Genomic DNA, 2,426 nt, shown 5'->3' with positions numbered 1-2,426 from the left:
GCTTCGCATCGTAGCTCGCCGTCCGGCGAAGTAGCCAATGCCTGGATTGCTCGGGGGCCGTCTATGCGGGACTGGGTTAGATCGAAGGCTTGGAGTTCGTGGCGGCGGCTTGGTCGGACTCGGGAATGACACGACCGCTCACTGATGTCGCACTTCTGAAGCGAATTTCCCTGTCGTTGGCTGGCTTCGTCAGAAAGGCCGCAAAGGTGATGGTTCCGGCAAGCCCAATAGCGATTAGGACCGCGGTTATTGGAGCGAGGCTCGCGCGGGAGGAGGACTTGTCGCTCAGTCCAGGCGTTTCAGACGCGATCTTTCCCGGCAATGAAGTCTTGCAGCGCGGGCAGCTTGCGGCCTGGTGACGGATCTCAGCGCCGCATTCGTCGCATATGGTCGAGAACATTTTGAATGTCGCTATTTGCGGCCGCCCGAGCTTGCGCGGCCGTCTAATGCCTTAAACGTCGAGTTCGTCGGATGCACCCTGATTAGCAGGATCGTCGCCCATGAACGCCAAAACGTCCTCGAGGAACTCGGCCTCGTACTTTTCGAACTCTGCCGAACCGACAGGGAAGTCGTTGGGATTGGGCTTGCCTTGGGCTTTGCGCACGGCCGCCACGGTCAAGCCGACGGATTGGGCCGCATCGCGCATTGAGGTGCCCGGCGGGAATTCGAAAGGGTTTTTATCGTTCATGTCGCGGTTAACGGCAGCGGCGCTAAAAACATGACGGCAGTGTGGGCGGTTTCCATATCCCGGCTGCTGATGCCAGACGGATATAGACGCAGCGTTGACACCTTTAATGCGTTCTACGCCTGCGCCTTCGATGACGGTCGAGCAGAGGCCATCGAAACAAAGCCCGCAGTCAAGCGGGCTTTATTGTTGGTCGTTGCAGTCGATTATGCTGCCGCGTCCTTCAGCTTCTTCAGTGGACGGACCTTCAACTTCACCGTCGCCGGCTTGGCATCAAACCAGCGCTCCTGGCCCGTGAACGGGTCCTTTCCGAAGCGGCGCTTCTTGGCTTCAACCTTCTGCACGTTAATTTTGAGCAGGCCGGAAAGCGTGAACTCGCCCAAGCCCTTCTTGTTCACAGAACCCAAAATCGTATCTTCGAGCGCTGCCAATACTGCCTTTGCCTGCTTCGGCTCAACGCCGGCTTGCTCGGCGACGTGCGCTGTCAGGGACGATTTCGTGAAGGTTTCCTTCAGCGGCTTTGGGCCAGCGGTCGTCGCAGCGGCTTTCTTGGCCGGAGCTGCTGCCTTCTTTGCGACTACTGTTTTGGTCGCAGCTTTCTTGGCTGCAGGTTTTGCGGTCTTCGTTGCCATTTGCATCCTCTATTTAGGAATGGATTCTCGAGAACGCTTAAGACGAAGCACCCCACAGCGTCGAGCGCTCGGCACATGCGCCGTCGTAAGCCGGACTAGCCTAGCAACGGTTCATACAATTGACAACAAGAAAACCCCTTAAAACAAGGCGTTTCGGCGAAATATCTCGAATTTGCAACGTGACGGTCTCGTCATTGCTTTACTAAAGCAGCTGATTGTTCGGGTCGAGGAGAGTAGGCCACTCGACCGCATCGGCCGAAGAATTTTGTAGCCAATCTGTTGTGAGCAGGTTGGCTGAGACACTGGCCGTTAAGACCTTGCTCAGGTTGGCTTCAGCTTGGGCCACGCGACCGCCTGAGCGGCTCGACTTTCGTCCGAACCCTCAGGCGCGAGATAATCGTCGCATACCGCGATAGCCCGTACGACGTTCTCTGTGTCCGCATCCTGCCTTGCAAGCAACTCTTGACGCCACCTGAGCACGTCGGGCCGGCCTCGATTGCTCATCTCCCAAACCATGTAATCGAGCAAATCAACAAGCTCATGACTTGGGATATCTGCAAGTTCTGCGTTGGCTGTCATCTACGTCTCCCGCGACCACATAAAGCACGCTAATCACCCTAGTGCGACTGCTGTGCGAACGGATTGATAGGCCTGACCTGGTCGGCGTTTTTTACGCGTTGAAGCATCTGGACTTTGCTCCATCCAGACGTTAATGCCTCGAGCTCTCGGACGACGTTTGATTCCAAGGGTTGCAGGCCAGCGTCCCCTTGAAAGTTGGACTTGTACGCGTGTAGGAGGCGATGTTGGAGAAGGCGATTGACCGCCTCGATTCGCTCCGGAGCATCAGCGTCGGTGAACATCACAGACTCCGGTGAAAACGGGTCGTAAAACACCAAGTTCGAGTGGCTTGTGTTCACGGCGACCTTCGGCACATCACTCACCAGCAACGAGCCGAGAAGTTGAAGCGAGCCCTTCATACCTTTCGGAGTTTTCGCTATCCACAGTCGTTTCGGCAATCGCTCTTTGAGTTCGAGAATCTTTACGTTATTCGAACCGAAATAGCCAACCTGAGCATTCTTGAGGTCTTGTTCAAACTTTTGCCAGTAGTA

4 protein-coding genes are annotated in these 2,426 nt (G+C 55.9%); all 4 read right to left on the bottom strand.

Translation table 11 applies throughout. From position 1 onward, the window contains the following. Nucleotides 1-451: 451 nt before the first annotated feature. Complete coding sequence (locus tag P7F28_RS15645; RefSeq protein ID WP_277185431.1) at nucleotides 452-688, bottom strand: hypothetical protein; 237 nt, start codon at nucleotides 686-688, stop codon at nucleotides 452-454. 203 nt (nucleotides 689-891) lie between these two features. Continuing rightward, nucleotides 892-1,317 carry an HU family DNA-binding protein gene (locus P7F28_RS15640; protein ID WP_277185430.1) on the bottom strand — a complete coding sequence of 142 codons (426 nt, stop codon included), beginning with the start codon at nucleotides 1,315-1,317 and terminating at the stop codon, nucleotides 892-894. A 321-nt stretch (nucleotides 1,318-1,638) separates the two neighbouring features. Next, nucleotides 1,639-1,896 carry a hypothetical protein gene (locus tag P7F28_RS15635; RefSeq protein WP_277185429.1) on the bottom strand — a complete coding sequence of 86 codons (258 nt, stop codon included), beginning with the start codon at nucleotides 1,894-1,896 and terminating at the stop codon, nucleotides 1,639-1,641. A 38-nt stretch (nucleotides 1,897-1,934) separates the two neighbouring features. After that, the coding region (locus P7F28_RS15630) for a hypothetical protein (protein WP_277185428.1) at nucleotides 1,935-2,426 on the bottom strand (492 nt) is incomplete at its 5' end.

The sequence above is a fragment of the Caballeronia sp. BR00000012568055 genome, assembly GCF_029439455.1.
In the GTDB taxonomy this organism is placed as follows: Bacteria; Pseudomonadota; Gammaproteobacteria; order Burkholderiales; family Burkholderiaceae; genus Caballeronia.
Note: the sequence above shows the minus strand (reverse complement) of the source record. Positions and strands in the feature narration are given on the sequence as shown.